Genomic DNA, 21,289 nt, shown 5'->3' with positions numbered 1-21,289 from the left:
AGATCCTATGCTCACTTATACAGCAGGTGTTACATCTCCCGCCGTAAGCATTTCCAGATAACATCACTCAAAACTGCGCTCATCACCTCAAAGTCTTGTGGTAGCGACTTGGCAGTAATTGAATAGCCCTCGACATATGGGATAAATATCGAGACGGCTTTGCCCAGGGAACTCTCGTCAACGGCTAAGTGCTTAAGCTTATCGGAAAGAATGCCTGCCAAGGTCTGGTAATACTTCGATAGATAGTCTTCGATCGCCTCATTTCTTGTTGATAGTGCCCAATATTCTCTAAAAATCCGGCACATATCCGAAATCTCAAGGCCATGGGCAAGAAATGCATGAACTAATGGCTTGAGATCTTGTTGCTCGGCAAGTTCTGACTGGCTACTAATTTCGTCAAGGCATTGCTGGAAGTAACGATCGGCCATCGCAATGAGCAAAGCATCTTTATTTTTGAAGTAGTACTGCACATTGCTCAGCGACATATCTGCAAGTGTGGCGACCTTTCGCATTGATATCCCGAAATCACCTTCACTTTTTAAAAGCTCAATAGAGACATCGAGAATTTTTTCCGTCTTTGCTTTTTTTTTACTCATTAATTCCGCCATCAAAACAGCAATTTAAACTTGTTTGAGCAAATCACTCAAAAAACCACGTTGACATTTTAGGTCGCACGACCTAAATTTGCAAATACTAGGTCAAGCGACCTAAAAACATCCCTTACAGGCGGAGAAGAAAAGATGACCCAGGTACTACGCACACCAGAGACTAGATTCGAAAACTTGAAGGATTACCCATTCGGCCCAAACTATGTATCTGAACTAAAAGGATACGAGGGCATTCGGGGCCACTATTTGGATGAAGGAGATGCTGGTTCTGACGAGGTCTTCTTGTTGCTTCATGGTGAGCCGACTTGGAGCTACCTATATCGTAAGATGATCCCTGTCTTTGCTGAGACCGGGGCCCGTGTTATTGCGCCTGACCTCATTGGTTTTGGCAAATCAGACAAGCCCGTTTCCGAACAAACCCACACCTTCGAGTTTCATCGTAACTACCTGCTCCAGTTAATTGAGCACCTGAACTTGAATAACATTACGCTAGTTGTTCAAGATTGGGGCGGACTACTTGGCCTGACTTTACCCCAAGCAATGCCAGAGCGATTCAAGCGCTTAATCATCATGAACACCGGCCTGCTAATGGAACCCGTTACACAACCGGCTTTTCTTGAGTGGAAAAGTGACATTGTCGATCCAGAAGAGTTGGCTCTCGACACTTTCATGAAAAAGTATGCACCGACTCTCGATGATGAAGAAGCCTACGCCTATGCAGCCCCTTTCCCAGATGAAAGCTACAAAGCGGCAGTGCGGAAAATGCCAAAGATGGTTGCTAACCCAGAACAAGCTTGCATTGAGATATCTTCTGCCGCTGTGCCATTTTGGAGTACCCAATGGCAAGGCGACACCTTCATGGCGGTAGGCATGAAAGACAAAATGCTTGGCCCCGTTGTAATGGATCACATGCAACAGCTTATCAAAGGCTGCCCTGAGCCAATGCAAGTCCCAGAAGCCGGTCATTTCGTCCAAGAATTTGGTAAAGAAGTCGCAGAAGCGGCGCTCAAACACTTTAGCCTTTAACCACAAGCCAAGCATTATTGGATGGATAATATGAAAATTCTAAACCTTGTTTTTCACCCTAACCTTCAAGGCTCACGAAATAACAATACGTGGAAAACTCAACTTGAAGAGTCAGGCAAAATCACCACCAGCCGGGATCTTTATAGTGAGTATCCGGACTTTCAAATCGATGTCGAAAAAGAACAAGCGCTGCTAGCAGAGCATGATCGTATCATTCTTCAATTTCCTTTCTACTGGTATTCCATGCCACCATTGTTGAAGAAATGGTTGGATGATGTACTGACCTACAACTTCGCATATGGCCCAGACGGAGAAAAATTGAAAGGTAAAGATATGCAGGTTGTCGTCTCTGTTGGTGGACGGGAGAAGTTCTATTCAGGGTTTGATATTTTTACCACGGTGCCGGATTTGCTGCGACCATTTCAATTAACAGCCAACCTCACTCAGATGAATTACCTTCAGCCGGAGTATATGTTCAATGCAGATGCGGCGGAGCAAGTAACCATTGAGGAATTTGGTCGCCAACTAGTCGCGAAAATAGATGATCCCAAACGCTCAAACCCAAGACAGTATCTTTATGACAGCATGAGTTCTGATCTCGAAACCGTTTATGAAGATCTTGGCATAGCTTAAGTCTGTTTGCCCACAGCCGAGTTAGCTCCCACTTCTAACTCGGCTTTCTCTATATCTTTCTTACAAATATGCTTTACCCACCTAAGCGAAACGAACGGTTAATGCTTGTGACCATACATCTTGTCAAAACCTGGTATATTTCGCTCCCAGACCGGTGGACCCTCGTTGCCAATATGCTTGATGACTTCATCGAGGAATAGCCGAGTTCGTTGAGGAAGATCCCGATGTGGGTAGACGGCTGAAATATCATGAAAATCAGGTAGCGAAAGTTGGGTCATAATCGGCATTAAGCGGCCGCTTGTGATTTCATCTCGGAGCAAAAAAGCAGGAACCAAAGCATATCCCCGGCCATCGATGGCATGCTGCAGCAAAAGCTCGATATCACTGGTGTAGTATGTGATGTTCATTGGTAACTGCTGGATTTCGTTTGAGGTATCGTGGTACTTCAGATGCGTCTCCCGATAACTGTCCACCACATAGCCTCCAGCAGGTAATAGGCTTAGTTCTTCTAATGATTTTGGTGTTCCATAGCGAGTAAGGAAACTAGGCGCGGCCACCAACAATTGTCGGGTACGTGCAATAGAGCGCGCGATCAAGGTTGAGTCCTGTAATTCGCCTGCCCGAAAAGCAATATCAAAGCCCTCTCCCACTATATCAACCATGCGGTTGTCGGCACGCAACTCAATGAGGATCTCAGGGTACTTTTGCTGAAACGACAATATCACTGGGTTTAAGATATGCCGAGCCATTGCCGACATGGTAGCAACCTTAAGCACGCCTTTTGGCCGCAAATGGAAACGCTTTGCCGCCTCAACCGTTTCAGTCAATGTCTCCCTCAACAGTTGCGCCCGATTCACGACTTCAGTACCAGCCTCAGTCAAGGCAAAGCTACGGGTAGTACGGTTGAGTAGCCGTACTCCCAATTCCTGCTCCAGTTTTGCAATCTGTTTCGAAACCACTGAACGGTCAATTTCTCGCAACTCTGCGGCCTTGGCATAAGAACCCCGCTCCACCACATCAAGCAATAATAATAACCGGCTGGTCAGATCCATCCGCTACCCCTTAGCCAACAGCATACCTATCAATAAGAATTAGATGCCACTTTAGCACAAGTCGAATATCCACACCTTCAACTAACACTGTAAAACCTGCGTTCATAGCTGCATAGTTCAAAATCAAAATCTACTCCACCACTTATTGATGCCAATTTGGCATTAATCAGATGCCACTTTGGGGACTGTTGCTCATGACTATCCACAACCATAATTGACCTCATTGAAAGACATCACACAGAGGCAATTGCCATGAAAAACCTGATTAACAGTGAGCAGATTTTGATGGAACTTGAGCGTGAAGCATATCGCCGCACCATGGCAAGGGATCTGCGTTGGATGAAAGATCTCCATGCTAAAGAAGCACTGATGTTCTCGCCTGGTAGCGAAACTAAACTCGCCATCGAAGTGTTTGACGCAGCCCTTAAACAACAAGGCCAGAAACAACCAGAGACAGAAACTTCAGACCCACAAAAAATGAAGCACTTTTTTTGGGAACCCGTATCCGCAAAAGTCAGTGCCTGCGATGACATGGGCTGGGTTCACGGGGTGATCACCATTACCGATTCAGCTGGCAACAAGGAATACGGAAAATATGTCTCGGTGTGGGTAAAAGAAGACGGGCAGTGGAAGGTCGCTGCAGAGATCCGTAACGCTAACCAGTAAACAATAACCAAAAAAACAGACCAACTTTGAATTTCTAGAACGGCTTATACAGCCAGTAACAAACTTATTTTAAAATCTGAGGTAAAAACAATGAATGAAGTACAACAGAAAATACATGATGAGATTTTCAGGCTAGAAGTTGCTGCCAACGAACAGTGGCAAAAAGGTAATCTGGACTTTCTGGATAATGAGGTAATTACTCCCGATACGATTCAGCTTACCCCCGGAATGCCGAAGATGGACGGTCTTGGCTACTCCAAGTGGATGCGTGAAATTTCTGCAGTAGAAGGTATCACCTTTAGCTTTGAGCCTACCGATATTGATATCAGCGAGTCTGGTGAAATGGCCTATGTCATTGGTGTCACAAAACTAGAGCAAGTTGGACAAAAGACCAGGCTGGGTAAGTTTGTCTCGGTCTGGAAAGATATAAATGGCAATGGAAAATGGCGCTGTGTGGTTGAAGCCAACAACTTTGACGATGCTTAACAAAAAGGACTTGTGTCATCGACTCTCACAGTCTCAAAAATCACTTAAGATAGCTTTCATTAAAGACACATGCGCGCTCAATAGAGCGCGCCTTGGCCTTAAAAGAGCATTTCAAAGCCAGTAATAAAATTCACTGAAAAAACATTCTTGTGAACGGTGTAAATATAAAGGTGATTTATGCCTGTGCATCCAACCAAGCTCGGGTCACTCCATCAAGTGCCTTACCTTCTCTGCATACTTGATAATCAAGTGCTGCGATAATTTCATTGGAAAAACGTAGGTTATCGAGTTTTTCTAATTGCTCACGGGTAAATAAATGCGCGCGATCTTCACGCAGTAATAACACGGCGCGATCAACAATACCGAGCAAGCCTTTTGGCTCCTTAATCTCACGAATTACGTATTTGTAATGTAAGAATTGAGGCTTCCAGAGCGGAACAACTACCCATTTTTGTTCTGCCACAGCGCGCTCATAAGTTCCAAAACAATCCTCTTCGCTTCCAGTATGAAAACGATATCCCGCATTGGATAAGCCATATGCCTCCATCATTTCCTTCGAAAAACGGCTAATGCCAGCGCCGGGATTAATGCCTTGGATATCATGGCCCATTTTGGCGATGACATCAGGCTTAAGTAAATCACTCACCTGCGAAACGGCTTGCTCAGGTACATAATCTGGTACCCCCCACAGAGCATAAGGTTCATAGTGAAGACCAAGCTCCAACAAGGGTTGAACCGTCTCAACATCCTCTTTGTAGATCCCATGACTGGATGGCAACCACGCCGATGACAGCATATCAACGGAGCCTGATTTTAGTTGGGCAAAGTTATCTTGATGTGGTGCATAATGGCGTGTGACCTCAAAGCCCATATCCGTCAGCACATGGGTTACCAATGAGGCAGTAACATGATGGAATGAGAGATCGGTAACGCCGATAGCAATTGTGTTTTTCATAATATCTACAACCATAATGTTAAAAGCGTTAATCAAGCTTGATGCGTAAAACGTGATAAGGCTTGGTGGCACCTTCCTCGCCTTCATTTAATGCAGGATTGAGGTGGAGTGAGTTTTGCGTAACATACAGATACCCATTTTGGATAGAGAAGCCATCAGCCCATGACAAACGCTTATCATCCTGCGCAAAAATCTGATATTGGCCGTCACGGACCATACCAATAGCGTTTTTCTCCACATCACCAACATAGATAACGCCAGTATCGCTAATGATCATGCCATCACTTGGGCGCTTTTCACTATAAAACTCAATCTCTTCGGCAAGGGATTGCTCAGATAACTTGTTGTTGGCTAACGCGCTGGCAGGAATACGATAAATGGCACTGCCATTAACTGTTCCAAAGTAAACCCACTCGAATTGTTTATCGATGGTTATCGGGTTTAAGCCCAGATACAACGCATCTACGCTGCCATCTTCACGTTTAGCGGCCATCAATGAACCGTCAATCTCAAGGTCATGCAGAGGTGATAGCAAGGCTGGATGTGATTCCAGCACACAGCGTGATTTTCCTGTTTCAAGATCAACCACCACAAAAGCTGGAGCTGGCTCGCCGAAAAGGTTACCTAGGCTGGTATCAGCTATGTACATTAGATTTCGCTTGGTATCTAAGGCAAAGTCTTGCATGAAAGAGTTAGCAACCATCACCTCTTTGCTTATCTCAATTTGTTTAAACAAACGATTATTAACACTGTCCCACGCTACAATTTGTGCAGGTGCATTTTCACTGCCCATATCTAGGATCCATACCACACCGTCTGGCGTACTATCGATACCAATCACAGAAGAAAAACCCACATCACCTTTTTCTGGGCCATCAGCCCAATCTTGGTTAGGGAATGCTTTTGTGGTGCCGTCTTTAAGTAGCTCAACAACACGTAATTCAGGGGCATCAAGAGGTTGCATCGAGAGAAAAGTGCGCCCTTGTTCGGTCACTGTAATATTGCCCGGTCGTGTTCCTTCAAGTTTGGCAACAACTTCAATATCCGCAGCTTGTGCTGTATTAATTACCGTTGCGGTGGCTAGTGCTAATAATGTTATGCTCATCTTCATGGCACAGTACTCCTAGGTCTTTGTCTATCCAAAGGCCCTAAAATTCATGAGTTTATCGATTTTAGAAAGGGTTTAGCCCCTGCTCTCTCGTGGTGATTTATCATAGGCTCGAGGTATCTATTGATAAACATGGTAATGATTGATTTATTCTCAAATTTAATTTGATATTGGATAAGTGAATTAACCCACTCCGTGCATTAATTCACCCAAATAGATTTGATATATATTATTTTCTATTTTGAAACAGGATATTTTTTCGGCAGAGTTGCCGCTATTTCTGGTTCACCGTTACCACATGACACATGAGCGAAGCCATGTCCTTCGACATAAATAATATTATCGTCGTTAGTATCTGATACACCTGCAGGAACATAGTCTAGTTTGAGTGCATGACGTGTTTTCCAAGCAATGTTATGGTCTGCACATGAAGTATCTCCACTGACACCGATAGCGCCGATGATCTGTTTGTTTTTATCATAAAGGGCAAGCCCACCACCGAAGACATTTACCCCACCAATACGGCTACCTGTCATAGGATCGTTATCCTTGCCATAGTCGTCGGCATTGCCTTTATAAGCAACGTTAATATCTACTGGGTTACTGAACTGCAGTCCAAATAAACTTCCGCCAGGTTGTGTTGGGGCCCACAAGTTTGCAGTGGATAGTGCAAGGTTAGGTAAACTGAAAGAATTTGCAGTATTCGCTTTTTGGGCGGAGATAACGCGACTTCCGGGCCATTGATCGCCAAAATGTTCTCCCGTCTTTGCTACCGCGCAAACTGTACCATCTCGGGCAATAACCGTTCCCCACATATTGAGTTCAAGGCCACCATTTTTCTCGTCACTGGTTGTAGCGACAGAACTTTTCAGTGCTTTGGAAAGGTCTTCATGGCTTGGCAACACCTCGCACAAACTAGCTTGTGCGGACATAGAAAAACTAAAGGTTAGAATCATCAATGATGTTCTTTTAAGCATCTGACTTATCTCCTGTTTATTACGTGATTGTTATCCATTTATATCTGCTAAGAACTTCTATCCAAAGCAACGAATAAATCACTAAACAAACTAAAGCGTAGTTGAGCATCCGCTATGATTATCAAATTCAATTTGAAAAACTCTCAAATAAAAAAGAGTCGCGAAGTTGCTTAAAATGTACTTGCATACCGAGAGAGGCAGCCTAGATCTCTACTAATACAATGTCCCTGTCGGTAGTATTGATTTACAAAAGAGGATCAAAACAGCTAAAGAAAAGCACTGAGAGGCTTTACAATACTTAAGTTGCAAGACAATGCTCGGGTTGCGACCTCGCTGCATTGGTTACTCATTAACAGAAAACCTCAAAGTAGTCAGATATGTCTAAAGATTTTGAATTCACTACAGAATACACCCTCGACAAGCCCTTCTTTGCCGAATGTTATGATCAAACTAGCCGTCCTACTGAATTTCCAAAATCCTATTTAAAAGCATTGCTTTTTCTTGTTTTTGGGGTGGTTTTAGTCAAATTTGAGCTACTATCCGACAATTACGTTGGATGGTTCTTTATTGTTTTGAGTGTTGTCGAAGCACTCAGTGTTTACTTCAAGAGAACCTGGTGGTTATGGCGGCAAACAATCAGCTCAAGCGCTGGTAGCAAGGTGGGATTTCAGGTTGACTCTACAGGTGTGAGTTATACGAGAGGTACAAAAACGCATCACATCGCCTGGAATAAAATAGACCAAGTTCAACAAAGTGAGCTAGGTTTAATCCTTCACATAGGTAAACAGCGCCAATATGTCAGTAAATCTTGCTTAAATGATGAAGTGATTGCTTTCATGATAGAGCAGCACGCAGTATCAAAAAAGAACTAACGTCATAGCGCGCAATATACTTTTCGTACCGATTTCAAAGCAGCGAAAATTATAGAGTCTGCCAAAGACAGACTCTATTTAACCTCGCTCATGACTTAAAAATGCAAGCTTGCTCTAAGGACGTTTCATGGAAAACAAAATTATAGAAGTTCGGCGACTTGGTTGCGGCGATGAACATCTTGCATTAGCTGCGATAAGAGGCTTCTACCGGGTAAAGAGGGGGAAGCCCTCACATCAACCGTTGAGCACCTAAAAGGCTTCCTCTCTTGTACAAGTAATGTCTTGATCCTTGCCTTTCATGATGATGAGCCAATTGGCTTTCTGAGTGCTTACATAATGCCAAAGCTAGAGCGTGCCGAATATATGGCTTACTTTTACGAAATCGAAGTATGCCCTAGCTATCGAAGAAAAGGAGTTGCTACACGCATGGTTAATTTTCTGAAAAGTGAATTAAAAAGTCAGGGGGTTTCAAGTTTATGGGTTGGTACTGATGTCGATAACAAAGCCGCTTTGTCACTATATGAATCGACCGGAGCAATACGTGAACCTGAGTTAATTCACGAATTTTGGTATGAGGATATTTGATTAAATGATGAGAGCCTTACTGGCAAATACAACTTTTCTAGTTTATTGACTACACACAATGGTTCGTCACTCACTCCTTGGTACGATGAATTCAAGTATCTCAAGCCTTAAAGGTCTTTTGTTATGGACAATGTTGTAATCAGAAAAGCAAAACTAGAGGACCTTCCAAGGTTATTAGAGTTTGAACAAGAGATTGTTAAAAGTGAACGTCTATATGACTGTACCCTAAAGCCAGGGCACATTTCTTTTTATGACCTTGAGAAACTGATATCTAATAACAACTCCGTCATTATTGTAGCTGAACTCAATGGGTTAATTATTGCTTCAAGCTCAGCTGAAATCAGACTCTCTGAGGTTTTTGAAAAATTCGCGAAGTATAGCTATCTCGGTTTTATGTATGTTGCACCTGAGTATCGGAAAAAAGGTGTCAACAACCTCATTTTAAAAGCGCTCATATCATGGAGTGAATCCAATGGCGTTGAAGAGTTATGCCTCAATGTTTGCGAGCAAAATCAAGCGGCAATCTCAGCTTATGAAAAAGTGGGGTTTTCAAAGATATCCGCCAAAATGAGAATGAACTTAAATGAGTTCCAAGAATGATTCCTCTCGTCTGATAGAGCGGCGAGACTACCTCGTAACCGGCCTTATTCTGATAGCCGTTGCTGTCGTGGCTATTGCAGGCAAGAGAAAATAAGCCGTAGCCTACTCTAAAGCTCCTCCGCCAATTCAGGAATAAACACCTAATTAAGATAGTATTTTGCTAAAAAATCAGCATAATCTCGCTATACGATACTCAATGAAGAATTACCCATGACTACTTTTCAATATTTCTTTCATCAACTTCCTTGTTTTAACTGCAAAAAAACCAAAGTAAGCACGGATCTAGGCTGGTTAACGCCAGCGATGAAAGAAGATGCTATTGCACAATTGGCTACGATTATCGAGCAAGGCAAAGTTGAGCCTGATCTTTCAGTTAACGTAACTTGCACCAAAGAAGAAGCTCGTGATTACTTGCTGCTTAACTTCTTTGGTTACCCTGAAGAAGAGCTAGCAAACCAAGTTGAAGCGGAAGATGAGCAAGAAGTTGCTGATGAAATCGCTGAGCTATTTGCAGAAGGTAACAAAACAGCTGTGTTTGAGCACGAAATCGCACTACAAAGCTGTACTGATTGTAACGTTGAATAAGCGTTAGATATCAAGCTTAAAAAGGGCATCGCGTAACACGGTGCTCTTTTTTCAAGCTTTCGCTATCCCACAACTTACGATTCATGATGAAGCCAAGCATTTCAATCAACTTGCCCTCCTTGGCGCATAAAATTACAACTGCCGGTATTTCAGAAATCAATGCCGTTATCGCGCCGTATGCTTGTGTGGTCAAACGGATACGCCGCAGCCGAAATTATGCCCTGATCGGTACGTATTCCGATTTGATAATGATGAAGACTGATTTTGGCCAGCTGGTTGGTTCAAAGAACTGTTTGAAGTGGCAGCGAGTCTACCAAAGCTACCTTACCGGTCTTGAACAGCTTGGTGAAGGCAGTGAATCAGCTACGTTTGAAATCAAGAACATCACAGCTATCCTCGGTAAAGCAAATCGAAGCGTCTTGCTCGAGAAACTAGCTGAAATTGGTATTAAGACGAAACGCAAAGCTCATCAGAGGCACCTTGAACTCACTGGATCGCTCGCCAAACTAAATGCTCTGCAATCGATCTTGCAAGACTCGTCTAGCGAACCTTTAGCTGCTATCGGAAAATCTATCCACAAGCGCCTTGCGAAATATCATGATATCGAGGACATAGGTTTCGATTACGGCACAACAGAGCAACCACGCACTCTCCTTTCCTATGTTATCGATAATCCAGCTATTACCGTTGCCGAGCTGTGCTTTCTGACCAACTGCTCGACAGCAGAGGCCAGAAAAGCGTTAGATGACTACTTCGAACTCTAGCTTTAGTCTGATCAACATAGCCTGATCGGTTAATGTCTTTGTAAGGCCGATAAGATCAAGTAGCTCCCAATAACCATCAGCAAACCGAACACAATCCGCCGCATCGTTTCAACGCTAAATGGTGGAGGAAACCGGCGTCCGAGGTAAGTTGTTAATGTCACTATTGGCAGTGAAACGGCTGTCAGGAGCAAAATTTCTGCATTCAACTGACCTTGTACCCCGACAAACACACTCCGTGATGCCGATGTACAGGCAAACACGACCAATAACATATTGCGGATCGTTATGATATCAAACGGCTGGCGATAGAACTGATAGACCAATGGCGGCCCTGCCATTCCAAACAACCCGCCAGTCAAACCTGAGCTAAACCCACTAACAAAGAAACTGGTATCACCGGACCGCTCGGTGCGTACAGATGGCCTTAACATAAAATTCAGCCCACTATAAACAATCATCACTCCGACCAAGCATTGCAAAACACTGGCTGCCGAGTGGCTTAAATATTCCAAGAGTACGACACCTGCAACCACACCAGGCAGTACGCCGATAACCACCAACCGGACGGATTTCCATTCAATGCATTTCGTCGAACCCGGCAGGGCAAAGGCACAATTTGCCAACGTCACCAAGCTCACCACGGCAGCCATAATTGCCACAGAGGTCAGCCCAAACGCCGTTGATGCCCCGATCACAATGATACCCAACCCAAAACCAGTAACAGTCTGGAAGTAGGTACCGACCATGATAATGGCGAGTAGCATAGCAATTCCTTTAAGGTGAATGCCCTCAAAGCTAATGCTTTCCAAAACCATGTTATTTAGGCCCCTGCTGAGCCTGGACCACAGTAACGGCGATCACATGGTAGATATCATCCACACTACAGCCTCTGGAAAGGTCATTGGCCGGTTTAGCTAGTCCTTGTAGCAAGGGACCAATAGCGACGGCACCACCTACCCGCTCTGCTAATTTATAGCCAATATTCCCCGCCTCCAGATTAGGGAAAACCAACACATTAGACTGCCCTTTTACCTTTGAATCAGGTAGCTTTCGCTGGGCAATTTCAGCGACAATGGCCGCATCCAACTGGACATCGTTATCAATGGCTAATGCAGGGGCTTGGTGTTTGACCCTTTCTGAAGCAGCGATGACCTTATCGACTGCGCTATGCTTGGCACTGCCATTGGTAGAGAAGGACAGCATGGCAACTTTCGGCTCTACCATCAGTAGGCTCCGTGCACTACCTGCAGCAGAAAGCGCAATATCTGCGAGTTGCTCTTCATCTGGATCGACCACCAATCCACAATCAGAAAATATCATTCCGCCTTTTAGATGATGAAATGGCTGACACAGCATCATGAGAAAGAAACTCGAGACTAATTTTGAGCCCTTAGCCATCCCAATCAGTTGAATTGCGTTTCGCACAACATCTCCTGTCGTATGAACCGCACCGGCAACGGAGCCATCAGCCAAACCATGCTTGACCATCAGGTTGGCAAAACACAGTGGCTTTTGTACTTCTTGTTTAGCCTGCTGTTGTGACATGCCTTTCTTGGCACGCATCTCGTAGAGGGAAATAGCAAATGAGTGGGATAAATCCGACAGCTCAGGATCGATAATTTCCATACCATCGACATCTATCCCTTCATCTCTGGCAACAGTCTGAATCTTTCCCTGGCTACCAACCAAGATAATGTCAGCAATACCTTGCTGGTAGGTCATTTGCGCTGCAGCCAACACGCGGGCATCTTCTGCTTCGCACAATACGATACGTTTAGGCTGCTTTTGGGCCTGTTCAATTATTCGGTGGATTGCTTTCATGAGTTTGCCTTCACTGGCCTCAAAAACAACAAATAATGAGACAAATTATTCCAAAAATTGATATTTGAGTAAATTTTAACCATCATCTCTTATATCGTCAACGTAAATTCAAATAATTGGAAAAATTGATAGTATTATGTAGAAAGGTACTAAATGGATATAACAATGACTGCTATCGTGAAAGAGCCTATGGAACAAACACGTATAGAGGGCGACACCCCAACCCTACGCCTTTTTTCCCTGTTGGAAGTGATTGCCGGAAAGGACGAATTTTTCTCACTGCAAAGCCTGGTAGAAGAAACTGGCCTACCCAAACCTACCCTTCACCGAATGCTACAACAGCTTGAAACTGCGGGGATCATTCAACGTGACGGCGACGACCGCCACTACAGCTCAGGGGTCAGGCTTCGCAATCTTGCTGAAAAGCTGTTGCTCAACAGCACCACCCACAGTGCCCGCCATGCGGTTTTGACACAATTAAAAGAAGAAGTCGGTGAAAGCTGTAACCTAACAGCATTATCGGGGGGCGAAATTATCTATGTCGACCGTGTTGAAACAGAAGCCCCGCTGCGATTCTACCTACACCCTGGTTCCCGCGTCCCGGTACACTGCTCGGCAACAGGCAAACTATTTCTAGCCAATATGAGTCCTTCCCAGCGCCGTCGTTTACTGAAGAATGTTCCGCTCACCCAGTATACCGAGAAGACGATAATCGACTTTGACAAATTGGATGATGAATTGGATTTGGTTAAAGCCAATGGTTACGCCATCGACAATGAAGAGTTTCTTCCTGGGCTATTTTGTGTTGCGGTACTGGTGCCATCAGAGCGGGGACGCTCAAACTTGGGGATCGCTATTCAAGCGCCAATAATGCGCCTGAAACCTGAGCAGGCTCTGCACTTCCTTCCTGCCCTTCAACGCGCTGCTGCTGCACTGGCAAAAATTGAAGCTGAAAGTTGGGCCGAGGCAATGTAACAGCTCATGATTTAACTAAAAAACAGGCTTGCATAACGCAAGCCTGTTTCATTTCAATGGGGGCTATTCATTGGCTGGTTCGAATGATAGTTAAGCCACTTTTTTGGTGATAAAGCCAATAACATGACCGAGACCACGATAGGTAAACAAGGCCAACAGAATCATCAAACACCCAGCTAACTTATTGGCTGGCATTTCTTCGGCATACCAAATTACGCTTAGAATAACTGTCCAAACAGGCTCTAGGATCATAATGATAGCTGCATTGGACGCAGTACTGTGTTTCTGACCCATCGTCTGCATCACATAACGCAAACTGGTAGCAACCAGCATACTCAACGCGAACCAACCCCATGTGGTCATACTGACTGATTCAGGCCATGTTTCAAACATCAATGAGGCAATTAGCCCCATACAGCCAATGCTAAATAGCTGAAGACATGTCAATAGTAGCGTCGGGAACTTCCGTGCGTACTGGCTGTTGAAATTAAAATGCACCGCCAACATCACCGCAGAAGCCATGAACCATAACTGGCTTGCTGACATTTGCCAGCCATTACCACCACCAAGCGATAGCATCATTAGGCCGGCGAAAGCGATAGGCAAAGCCAACCAAAAAGTCCTCGGCGGTTTAGCCTTGAACATAGGCCATGCAATCAAAGGGACAAATAACATGGATAGGCTCATGATAAATGCGCCTTCACCCAGAGTATCGCTAACCGCTATGGCATGGATCCAAAGCAAAAGAGCCGTACCTAGGATACAACCGACCCCTAATGCTTTAGGGATCAGTGCTTTTTCTACTTTTTTGATATCGCGAAAGCAAAACACCAGTAGGCATAAAGAAGCCAACACAAAACGCAGACCGATAAAACCAAAAGCTGGCAGCCCCTGAATAGCTTCTTTGGAGAAGATCCACCCGGCAGCTGCCAAGATTGTTGTTGCGACCAGTATTAAATCTGCACGACGCTCAAGGTTCATTACAAAACACCCTCGATATCAGTCGCGCACAGAAAATAACAACAAATTACATTCAACGTATTATTCCAAATATTAGCCGCAACTCCTTGTCGGCTATTTTACTAATGCTTTCATCCCATTCAGCATTTTTTCTGCCACTTCATAATGGTCGTGTTCCCACAATTGATCATTGAGGAACTCGCCAGAGAAGAAACCGTCATACCCTGTCTGTAGCAAGGCGTCTACCCACTCTTGCATCGGGATATCACCCTCGCCGATGTAGAAGCCACGCATTTCCCTTTCATCAACCCATGGTTGGCCTTCAGCCGGACGTTTACCATCCGAAAGGTGAACATTGTAAATCAGTGATTTATCAACTTGCGAGATCTGCTCTAGGGTAGCACCGCGACATGCCCACAGGTGCCATGTATCTAACACAAAACCAAAATTATCACGCCCTACCGCATCGAGCAATCGATAGTAGTCTTCCAGCGTTGCAATTGGTGTCCAGGCAGCCCCTTCGTACTGGAAGCGAATACCATGCTCGCGACCAATATCGGCAATCGAACGAATATTCTTAGCCGTTAGCTGAATGTTTTCTTCGGTGCTAAAAGCATTAAGGCTTTCAAAAGCATTGAGCTGGATAGTTGGCGCACCGATATCTTTGGCAAAGCGACATAAAATTTCTGCTTCTTTGAATACACGCTGTTGCTCTTCTTTCGTTGCCGCTTCTACCCCGCCAATAATATCAATCGCTGACGGTGTAATATTAGCTGCGTCAAGTCGCGCCTTAAATTCTTCACTGGTAAAGCCGGCGTTAATATATCGCCAAAGTTTTTCGGTATGAATCTCTAAACCCTGATAGCCCGTTTCTTTTGCCAAACGAATATCAGAAAGAATATTACTATGAAGCGAACACATTCCATGAAGAGCAAAACGCATTTTGAATCCTTATCGACAACAAATGCCGTATAGTAAAGTTCCTAGGCGCCACGTCGAAAGCACCTACCCTAATGAGAGATGTAGCTGAGTATATTTATCTGTGTTACGAGTAAATTGATTATTTACTTATACCTAAGCGTCCTTTTTATTCAATGCCAATGCAAAGACACTCAGATATAGGTAACCAAGTTATTTTCTAACTTGGTTACTCAAATTACAGGAAATATAGAGTTAAAGCAGAGAGAGTTATTTTATGGTTCTTGCTTCACTTCCTGGCACATTAAGCTAACAGCCAAGGTTTGGGCCAAATAGAGTGAACTACTCAATGAACGGAAGCCCATAATCTCACCTTCGAGCACCTCGAAACACACTTCCATTTTGCTGCCCTGTGAGGTCATCTGATTATCGGTAATGGCGACAATAGGAACCTTCTTTTCAAACGCCGCATCAATCAAGCTACTGGTCTCCGGCGCATAAGGGCTATAGGTCACAGTGACCAGCACGTCTTTTTCATTCATACGACGCGTCATTGGCGACAACATACCGCCATGATCATCAAGCAAAACTACGTTGTTGTCTGACTTCATCAAGGCGTACCAGAGATAGAAAGCAACAGGGTAAGCACGGCGCATGCCCTGAATATAAATGGTCTCAGCCTCATCGAGTAAACTCACCGCCCTTTCAAGTTTCTGCGGTGAAACAGACATTTGCAACTGTTCCATGGCTTCGATATTGGCCTGGCCAAAATCTTGGAAAATAGCCATCGGTGAGTCTTGGCTCACTTCATCAGTTTCACGCGCTTTGCGAACACGCTCGATATAGTCACGGGGACGATTTAGATACTGGTCACGGAATAGCGACTGCATTGAGCTAAAACCAGAATAGCCCATCGCATTCGAAAACCGGCTCAGTGTAGACAAAGGAACATTGGCCTGCTCAGCAATAGTCGCCATTGTTTCGACCGCCACCAACATTGGTTGCGCCATCACAAAGTCAGCAACCTGTTGTAGCCGTCCACTTAGGCTGTCGTATCGCTTAACAATAAGCTCACGCAGCGTATCTAAGTCAGCTGGTACTTGTTCTTCAACATCCATAATTGGCCGCTCTCCTGCCCGAAAGCAATACTACAAAATAAGAATACCTCAAGTGCTTAGCACTTGAGGCTATAGTTTATGATAATAATTCAAAGTTGCGAATCGCTTCTTCTTTCACAAAAGGCATTGCCTTTCTCATAAAGTAGATACGATCAAACTTTTGTGGCTCCGCATTCATAAAATCGCGCAAATTATGACCTAATGCTTGGCGCAGGCATGTCCCGATATTGAATTTAGATACACGCGTACGTTTAAGTTCTTGCATATCTTCATCACGGATCCCACTAGTACCATGAATAACCAAAGGAATATCTACCATATTCGCAATACGATCTAAACGACCGAAATCAATAGTACATGTAGGCTCGGTCAATCGGTGAACGTTTCCGACGGAAATGGCGACACAATCAGCACCACTTTCTTTGGCAAATCGCAACGCATCTTCCGGCTCGGTATAAATCGACTTGATATGATCACGACCTTCCTCGTAAGGAACTGAGCCAATTTCACCTTCTACCGATGCACCCAGTGCATGCGCCACATCTGCCACTGCGCGCGTACGGGCGATGTTCTCATCAAGCGGTAATTGCGAGCCATCGAACATGACTGAGCTAAATCCGGCTTTCAGCGCACGATACACCACATCTTCCTCATAGGTATGATCTAGGTGCAGGCAAACAGGTACTGAACTATTGTGAGCAAGCGGCAGCAACATAGCCGCAGCAGTTTCTACCCCATAGAAATCAGCAACATCTTTGTTGCAGGCAAGGATAACCGGTTTACCCACCGCTTCAGCGGCTTCTACCACAGCATAAGCATCCTCATAGCCAAATACGTTAAAGCAAGGCACCGCGTAGTCAGATTCAGCTGCCTGGGGCAATAATTCTTTCAAGCTTACGAGCATACTGCCCCTCCTTATTTGAATTTGGCGATCATGTCCTTGATACCAGGGATCGTCTCAACCTGGTACTCATGGTGCGGGTCAAAGTGCTGGATCAGCGACTTCTCGGTTTTACCCACGATGATAGTGAAGTAGTACATTTCGTAGCCAGGAGCCGCCACGCTTGGGTGATAGCCTTTGTCGATGGCAATCACAGAACCGGTACGCACATGGTAAACCGGACCGAAATCATCCTCGTGCTCATACAGGAACTGGGCACCGAAGCCAAAATCAGGGTTAAAGCGGAACTGGTATACTTCTTCGTATAGTGTCTCTTTGCTACCGTCAGGCTTAACACGGTCTTCATCATGTTTGTGAGGAGGGAATCCCGACCAACCACCGGCACCGACAGTAAACAGCTCACTCACCAACAAGCGGCCACGGTTGTCTGCGTTTGACTGCCCTAGTACGTGCTTGATTTTACGGTGAGTTTTAGTGTCGTCAGAACCATATTGAACAATATCGACATTCTCTTCACGGACACAGAAAGGTTCCAGTGACTGCTCAAACTTACCGCCGGCAATCATGACATCAGCAGTATCGCTAACACAGTCAATGGTGACGCTATAGCCCAGCGGGACATAAACCGCTTCTGGGTTACCATCCCATACTGATTTACGCTTACCGATGTTATCAAATACTTCGGTCTTTTCGCCGTTGGTCACAGTGATTGAACAGGTCCCGCCAGCTAGAACGATGACAGACTCATAGCCTTCAACAACGTGCTGGTGCTGCTCACCCTGAGCCAAACGAACTTGGTTGAAGTAGCACAATGGCGTTACTTCATCGTTAACGTCGATGATTGGTTGGTTCTTGTTATCAAATGGTTGGATATGCTTGCCCATGTTTCTCTCTCCTCACTGCCCTGCTTTAAAACGGATATCAACCAGCGCAGCGTGTATCAGTCTAATTTGTTTGAATAAAATGGCCGGGCCTCGATGGTTTGTACCCTTCCTAAGCGTGCCCAGTAAAAATACCGGCCCGGCAGAGACCTAATTTCCTTTAATCACTTCGTCCGGAGGTGGTTTATCAAAGGCTTTGTTCTCTGGTCTCAATAAAATCGAATAATTGTTCTTTAGTTGGCATTGCTTCAGTACAGCTATTGCCGCTGACATTAATTGCGGCAGCTGCAGAGCCATGTTTCACGCCGTCTTCCAGTTCTCCACCGTTAACTAGTGTCCAAATCAGGCCACCTGCAAACGAATCGCCCGAGCCAAATGGCTTCTGAACATCAACGCGGAAGATGCCCTGCTGGAACTTGTGACCGTCGCGGCAGTAGACTTTCGAACCAAACTCACCGGCTTTAATCACCACAACTTGGGTATTGGCACGGAGGAAGCGCTCTGCCGTTGCATCGTCATCCTTGTTGCCTAGTGCCAGTACAGTTTCCATCATGTCGAACTCTTCGCGGTTGCCGATAACGATATCGGACAAACCAGCTGCAATGCCGTAATAGATTGATGCATCGACATCGGTACGCCATGAATATGGGCGGTAATCAACATCCAAGACCACGAGCGTGTTGCTGCGGCGAGCATGCTCCATCGCAATCAATGTCGCTTCCCGGCTTGGGCTTTCAGACAGTGCCGTGCCGGTAACGACCAACACTTTGGCACTGGCGATATACTCTGGGTCTACCTGCTCTGGCTTGATGGTCAAGTCAGAAGCGTTGTTACGGTAAATCAAAACCGTACAATCACTTGGCTTCATCTCGGTGAACGCGACAGAGGTGCGCGACCCCGAACTGTCAGTCATCATGCCGTCAAGATTGATACCCTGACCCGACATGTATTGCTTAACATAGCCACCGAATGCATCATCAGCGACACAGCCAATGAATCCTACTTTGCTGCCTAGTTTGTTGATTGCCACTGCAATATTGGCTGCAGAGCCTCCGACAAACTTGTTAAAGCCAGAAATATCCGCCATATCCGTGTTTGGTTCACGGGCGTAAAGATCTACGCCCGCACGTCCCAACACGATGGCATCCAGCTTGCGGTCTTGCTGAAGTGCAATCTTTGTCATTGTCCGTCCTTTTACTAATTACTTATATTCAACCCAAGCTGCGTTCTGGTCAGCCGACTCAACACATTTCTCGCATAGGCGAACACCTTCGATACCGGCATCAATACCTGGGAACCAGATACCAGCCAGAGTTTCCTGATCATCACGGTCTGCCGCATCAAATGCCAAAGCAAAGCGGTGGTAAAGGTTTGCCCAAGACTCGAAATAGCCTTCTGCGTGACCACCACCAACACGGTTAGCGGCAACACCTTCAGCATCTTGGTATAGGTAGCCCATGCCACGGTCAAGAATGCGGGGTGGCTCACCCTGAATTTCGTAGCGTAGTTGGTTAGGCTGCTCGTCCCACCATTCGATAGATGCCTTAGAGCCTACGATACGGATCTTCTGCTGGTGCATAGAACCCGCATTTACAGCTGATGCCCAAAGCGTACCGACGGCACCGCCTTTGAACTCCATCATCACGTGGGCGTTATCTTCTAGCGGCGTACGAGACTTGATGAAGCTCTGGCGCATACAAGATAAGCGATCAACTTCTAGGCCAGTCATCACTTCACATAGGTAGAATGCATGGGTACCGATATCACCTAGCACGTAAGTTGGGCCAGAGACTTCAGGGCTTACACGCCACTTAAGGCCTGGATCGTTAAGCTCATATTCTTCGTTGTGGAAGCCATGCGCGAACTGCATGTTGATAATGCGAATTTCACCCAGGTCACCACGTTTAACCATTTCACGTGCCTGCTGGACCATTGGGAAACCGCTGTAGCCGTACATCACGCCGATAACACGGTTGTTCTTCGCCGCAATTTCCTTCAGCTCTTCTGCTTCTTCGGTGGTGAAGGTAATTGGCTTTTCACACACCACGTGTAGGTTTGATTCAAGTGCTGCCTTGCAGATTTCGTAATGCGTCGAGTTTGGCGTTGCAATAGAAACAGCTTGGATGCCGTCTTCACGCTGGGCTTCTTGCTCGAACATCTCTTTGTAGTTGGCGTAACAACGGTCGCCATCAAGGCCGAGGTTTTCACCGAAGTCACGGCAGCGCTGTGGATCAAGGTCGAAAGCACCGGCTACCAACTTGAACAAACCATCACGCTGCGCAGCGTTACGGTGAGAGTAACCAATCTGGCTACCACGACCGCCGCCCACCATTGCCCAACGGATAGGTTGATCAAAATGACATTCTTCATTAAACATGGCTTCACTCCTTGTCAGGTATCCCTTACTACTTGTTGAGAGAGACCTGCGTTTCAGATATTGGAAATAGTTTGTTCTTGTTTACTGAGTTCTTTAATACAAAGTTTTTATTCTCAGAGGCTCTCGGTTAAAAGAACCTCTTGGTTAATAAATTCTCTATACACCACGGCGCTGGGTGGCTCGGCCTTCTTCCCAATCCGCGACTTTCTTCGCGGTGTGCTCGTTGCGAGTCACTTCAGGTAGCCCTACTTCCCACCAGCAGTCACACTTAGACCATGCCGCTGGTGATACTGGGTCAATATCCACCACAATCACGTAAGTGCGGTCAGCTTCTTTGGCACGGGCGAATGCTGCATCAAACTCGTCGACAGACGTCAGCTTCTCGGAAATCGCACCTTGTGCTTCTGCGTGCTTGGCAAAA

24 protein-coding genes and 1 pseudogene are annotated in these 21,289 nt (G+C 45.5%); 10 read left to right on the top strand and 15 right to left on the bottom strand.

Features of this window, described 5'->3' with window-relative positions:
- Window positions 1-29: 29 nt before the first annotated feature.
- The gene (locus BIZ37_RS13610) at window positions 30-596 is read right to left on the bottom strand and encodes a TetR/AcrR family transcriptional regulator (protein ID WP_187461967.1); all 567 of its coding nucleotides are present in this window, start codon (window positions 594-596) and stop codon (window positions 30-32) included.
- Window positions 597-740: 144 nt separating this feature from the next.
- Here BIZ37_RS13610 and BIZ37_RS13605 point away from each other — a divergent pair, with 144 nt between their 5' ends.
- Together BIZ37_RS13605 and BIZ37_RS13600 are read left to right on the top strand one after the other, a co-directional pair.
- Window positions 741-1,634 (top strand): haloalkane dehalogenase, encoded by an 894-nt coding sequence (locus BIZ37_RS13605; RefSeq protein ID WP_187461966.1) that lies wholly within the window; start codon window positions 741-743, stop codon window positions 1,632-1,634.
- Window positions 1,635-1,664: 30 nt separating this feature from the next.
- Window positions 1,665-2,267, top strand: a complete 603-nt coding sequence (locus BIZ37_RS13600) for an NAD(P)H-dependent oxidoreductase (RefSeq protein WP_187461965.1) — start codon at window positions 1,665-1,667, stop codon at window positions 2,265-2,267.
- A gap of 98 nt (window positions 2,268-2,365) precedes the next feature.
- Here the strand turns inward: BIZ37_RS13600 and BIZ37_RS13595 are convergent, their stop codons facing one another.
- Complete coding sequence (locus BIZ37_RS13595; RefSeq protein ID WP_187461964.1) at window positions 2,366-3,319, bottom strand: LysR family transcriptional regulator; 954 nt, start codon at window positions 3,317-3,319, stop codon at window positions 2,366-2,368.
- Between the two features lie 252 nt (window positions 3,320-3,571).
- Between BIZ37_RS13595 and BIZ37_RS13590 the strand changes: the two genes are divergently transcribed.
- Window positions 3,572-3,985: a DUF4440 domain-containing protein gene (locus BIZ37_RS13590; protein WP_187461963.1), complete on the top strand. Its 414-nt coding sequence runs from the start codon at window positions 3,572-3,574 to the stop codon at window positions 3,983-3,985.
- Window positions 3,986-4,075: 90 nt separating this feature from the next.
- Window positions 4,076-4,471 (top strand): DUF4440 domain-containing protein, encoded by a 396-nt coding sequence (locus tag BIZ37_RS13585; protein WP_187461962.1) that lies wholly within the window; start codon window positions 4,076-4,078, stop codon window positions 4,469-4,471.
- A gap of 175 nt (window positions 4,472-4,646) precedes the next feature.
- Here BIZ37_RS13585 and BIZ37_RS13580 read toward each other — a convergent pair whose 3' ends face one another.
- The 3 genes from BIZ37_RS13580 to BIZ37_RS13570 form a co-directional block, all read right to left on the bottom strand.
- Window positions 4,647-5,426 (bottom strand): glycine betaine ABC transporter substrate-binding protein, encoded by a 780-nt coding sequence (locus BIZ37_RS13580; protein ID WP_187461961.1) that lies wholly within the window; start codon window positions 5,424-5,426, stop codon window positions 4,647-4,649.
- Window positions 5,427-5,454: 28 nt separating this feature from the next.
- Entirely contained in the window at window positions 5,455-6,537 is a 1,083-nt protein-coding gene (locus BIZ37_RS13575; protein ID WP_255526750.1) for a major royal jelly family protein, read from the bottom strand.
- 233 nt (window positions 6,538-6,770) lie between these two features.
- Window positions 6,771-7,511 carry a heme-binding protein gene (locus tag BIZ37_RS13570; protein ID WP_187461960.1) on the bottom strand — a complete coding sequence of 247 codons (741 nt, stop codon included), beginning with the start codon at window positions 7,509-7,511 and terminating at the stop codon, window positions 6,771-6,773.
- A 377-nt stretch (window positions 7,512-7,888) separates the two neighbouring features.
- On the opposite strand from BIZ37_RS13570, the gene BIZ37_RS13565 reads away from it, so the two are divergent.
- The 5 genes from BIZ37_RS13565 (at window position 7,889) to BIZ37_RS13545 (ending at window position 10,917) form a co-directional block, all read left to right on the top strand.
- Entirely contained in the window at window positions 7,889-8,383 is a 495-nt protein-coding gene (locus BIZ37_RS13565) for a YcxB family protein (protein ID WP_187461959.1), read from the top strand.
- A gap of 183 nt (window positions 8,384-8,566) precedes the next feature.
- Window positions 8,567-8,968, top strand: coding sequence for a GNAT family N-acetyltransferase (locus BIZ37_RS13560; protein WP_370577359.1), 402 nt, complete (start codon window positions 8,567-8,569; stop codon window positions 8,966-8,968).
- 123 nt (window positions 8,969-9,091) lie between these two features.
- A complete protein-coding gene (locus tag BIZ37_RS13555; protein ID WP_187461957.1) occupies window positions 9,092-9,568 on the top strand; it encodes a GNAT family N-acetyltransferase in 477 nt (158 codons plus the stop codon).
- Between the two features lie 210 nt (window positions 9,569-9,778).
- On the top strand, window positions 9,779-10,153 hold the full coding sequence (locus BIZ37_RS13550; RefSeq protein ID WP_187461956.1) for a hypothetical protein: 375 nt from the start codon (window positions 9,779-9,781) through the stop codon (window positions 10,151-10,153).
- Between the two features lie 83 nt (window positions 10,154-10,236).
- On the top strand, window positions 10,237-10,917 hold the full coding sequence (locus BIZ37_RS13545; protein WP_187461955.1) for a ribosome recycling factor family protein: 681 nt from the start codon (window positions 10,237-10,239) through the stop codon (window positions 10,915-10,917).
- A gap of 29 nt (window positions 10,918-10,946) precedes the next feature.
- On the opposite strand, the gene BIZ37_RS13540 is transcribed toward BIZ37_RS13545, so the two are convergent.
- A complete protein-coding gene (locus BIZ37_RS13540) occupies window positions 10,947-11,702 on the bottom strand; it encodes a sulfite exporter TauE/SafE family protein (protein ID WP_370577358.1) in 756 nt (251 codons plus the stop codon).
- A gap of 31 nt (window positions 11,703-11,733) precedes the next feature.
- Window positions 11,734-12,738: a phosphate acetyltransferase gene (gene pta, locus BIZ37_RS13535; RefSeq protein WP_187461953.1), complete on the bottom strand. Its 1,005-nt coding sequence runs from the start codon at window positions 12,736-12,738 to the stop codon at window positions 11,734-11,736.
- A 165-nt stretch (window positions 12,739-12,903) separates the two neighbouring features.
- Between pta and BIZ37_RS13530 the strand changes: the two genes are divergently transcribed.
- Window positions 12,904-13,713, top strand: coding sequence for an IclR family transcriptional regulator (locus BIZ37_RS13530; RefSeq protein WP_107296847.1), 810 nt, complete (start codon window positions 12,904-12,906; stop codon window positions 13,711-13,713).
- Between the two features lie 90 nt (window positions 13,714-13,803).
- Here the strand turns inward: BIZ37_RS13530 and BIZ37_RS13525 are convergent, their stop codons facing one another.
- The 8 genes and pseudogenes from BIZ37_RS13525 to BIZ37_RS13490 all read right to left on the bottom strand — a co-directional run.
- Window positions 13,804-14,694 (bottom strand): DMT family transporter, encoded by an 891-nt coding sequence (locus tag BIZ37_RS13525; protein WP_187461952.1) that lies wholly within the window; start codon window positions 14,692-14,694, stop codon window positions 13,804-13,806.
- 93 nt (window positions 14,695-14,787) lie between these two features.
- Window positions 14,788-15,615: a sugar phosphate isomerase/epimerase gene (locus BIZ37_RS13520; protein ID WP_187461951.1), complete on the bottom strand. Its 828-nt coding sequence runs from the start codon at window positions 15,613-15,615 to the stop codon at window positions 14,788-14,790.
- Window positions 15,616-15,866: 251 nt separating this feature from the next.
- On the bottom strand, window positions 15,867-16,709 hold the full coding sequence (locus BIZ37_RS13515) for a MurR/RpiR family transcriptional regulator (protein ID WP_107296850.1): 843 nt from the start codon (window positions 16,707-16,709) through the stop codon (window positions 15,867-15,869).
- A gap of 76 nt (window positions 16,710-16,785) precedes the next feature.
- Window positions 16,786-17,613: a class II fructose-bisphosphate aldolase gene (locus BIZ37_RS13510; protein ID WP_187461950.1), complete on the bottom strand. Its 828-nt coding sequence runs from the start codon at window positions 17,611-17,613 to the stop codon at window positions 16,786-16,788.
- A gap of 11 nt (window positions 17,614-17,624) precedes the next feature.
- Window positions 17,625-18,494 carry a 5-deoxy-glucuronate isomerase gene (locus BIZ37_RS13505; RefSeq protein ID WP_187461949.1) on the bottom strand — a complete coding sequence of 290 codons (870 nt, stop codon included), beginning with the start codon at window positions 18,492-18,494 and terminating at the stop codon, window positions 17,625-17,627.
- A 184-nt stretch (window positions 18,495-18,678) separates the two neighbouring features.
- Window positions 18,679-19,674 carry a 5-dehydro-2-deoxygluconokinase gene (gene iolC / locus BIZ37_RS13500; RefSeq protein ID WP_187461948.1) on the bottom strand — a complete coding sequence of 332 codons (996 nt, stop codon included), beginning with the start codon at window positions 19,672-19,674 and terminating at the stop codon, window positions 18,679-18,681.
- An 18-nt stretch (window positions 19,675-19,692) separates the two neighbouring features.
- The gene (locus BIZ37_RS13495) at window positions 19,693-20,868 is read right to left on the bottom strand and encodes a Gfo/Idh/MocA family protein (protein WP_187461947.1); all 1,176 of its coding nucleotides are present in this window, start codon (window positions 20,866-20,868) and stop codon (window positions 19,693-19,695) included.
- A gap of 156 nt (window positions 20,869-21,024) precedes the next feature.
- A pseudogene (locus BIZ37_RS13490) lies at window positions 21,025-21,289 on the bottom strand (3D-(3,5/4)-trihydroxycyclohexane-1,2-dione acylhydrolase (decyclizing)); the annotation flags it as partial.

Source organism: Photobacterium sp. BZF1, assembly GCF_014349205.1.
In the GTDB taxonomy this organism is placed as follows: domain Bacteria; phylum Pseudomonadota; class Gammaproteobacteria; order Enterobacterales; family Vibrionaceae; genus Photobacterium.
This window is presented reverse-complemented; position numbering and strand designations above follow the sequence as displayed.